Here is a 1,136-nt window from a genome sequence, read left to right as displayed (position 1 = left end):
ATACCGATTCTCATAATTAATGCGCATGGAGTGACCTCAAGTAGCGTTTACTGAAGCGCGAATCCACCCATTACCAAATAGGCGTATGACACGGCCCGGGTCTTCCCACCAGTCCTTCAGGTGAAGTGCGACGACCTGATCGAGTCTTTCGATGTTCGGCCATAGTTTATTTGAGGTATGATCCTGGATCAGGTCCCAAAGTTTTTCGATTGGATTGAGTTCCGGGCTGTAGGGTGGCAGCAACACGACGTGGATACCTGCGGGAACCTGCTCGTGGAAGCTATCCTTGGGATGGAAGCCGGCTCCGTCCCAAACTACGATATGCTCATGGTCGGGATACTGTTTTTTGATTTGAAGCAAGAACGCCTCGGTCCAGTCCAGACTCACCGTTGGTGTTTGCAGGAACACTGTCTTGCCCTCAACCGCATCAATGGCCCCATAACAGTAGCTCCATTTGTATTCGCTCTTCCAGCGCTTGTGGGGGCGCTGGCCCTTATTCGTCCACAGTCTCCTTAGATTGGGGAGTAAGCCGTATCGGCTCTCATCAGCAAACCAAACCTTTACTGGCTTTTTCCCACTCACAGGCAGGTTTTTAAGGATGCCCAAAAAGTGGCGCTTAAACGCCTCTGCTCTGGCCGGGTCCCTCTTCTCATGCACGGGGCGGGGAACCCGAAGTACCCCCGTGCATTTTTTTACCCAGCGCCAGACGTTTTGATAGTGAAAACGGCGTTCGAAGTGGCGCTCCAGTTCTTCCCTGGCTTCAACCAGGGTGTTCCAGCGCTCGGCTGTCAGCCCATCCTTAAGGTAAGTCCAGACTTCTTCATCACAGGTGCTCGGACGGCCTTCGCTGTAGTCGCGCTCCAGCACTCCATCAAAGCCTTCTTCTTTAAAGCGCTTGAACCAACGCTGCACCGTGGAGCGATCACGTCCCACTGTCTCTGCGATATCGTCCAAACGACGTGCCGGGTCAAAGCCCAGCTTTAAGGCGATCAGGCGCTCTTTGCGCCAACCATCCTTCTCCTTCTTTATCAACGAACGCACGCGCTGGCGATCGGCTTGAGTTCCTAGTTTGCGGTTTGCCATGCAATGAACATGACCACTTTATTAGAATGCGCAATATTTATGTTAAAAGGTAT

The 1,136-nt window shown here is 52.5% G+C and carries 1 protein-coding gene; it reads right to left on the bottom strand.

The window, feature by feature from the left end:
* Positions 1 to 36 precede the first annotated feature (36 nt).
* Positions 37 to 1,083 carry an IS630 family transposase gene (locus tag QEH52_RS19800; RefSeq protein WP_308952692.1) on the bottom strand — a complete coding sequence of 349 codons (1,047 nt, stop codon included), beginning with the start codon at positions 1,081 to 1,083 and terminating at the stop codon, positions 37 to 39.
* Positions 1,084 to 1,136 lie beyond the last annotated feature (53 nt).

The organism is Thalassobacterium maritimum (genome assembly GCF_031127805.1).
Classification (GTDB): Bacteria; Verrucomicrobiota; Verrucomicrobiia; order Opitutales; family Coraliomargaritaceae; genus Thalassobacterium; species Thalassobacterium maritimum.
The sequence above is the reverse complement of the archived record's forward strand: the minus strand, read 5'-3'. Positions and strand labels throughout refer to the sequence as shown.

What these genes read in the sequence shown, in the direction of transcription:
- QEH52_RS19800 (WP_308952692.1), bottom strand. Translation starts at nt 1,083, where the DNA reads ATGGCAAACCGCAAACTAGGAACTCAAGCCGATCGCCAGCGCGTGCGT.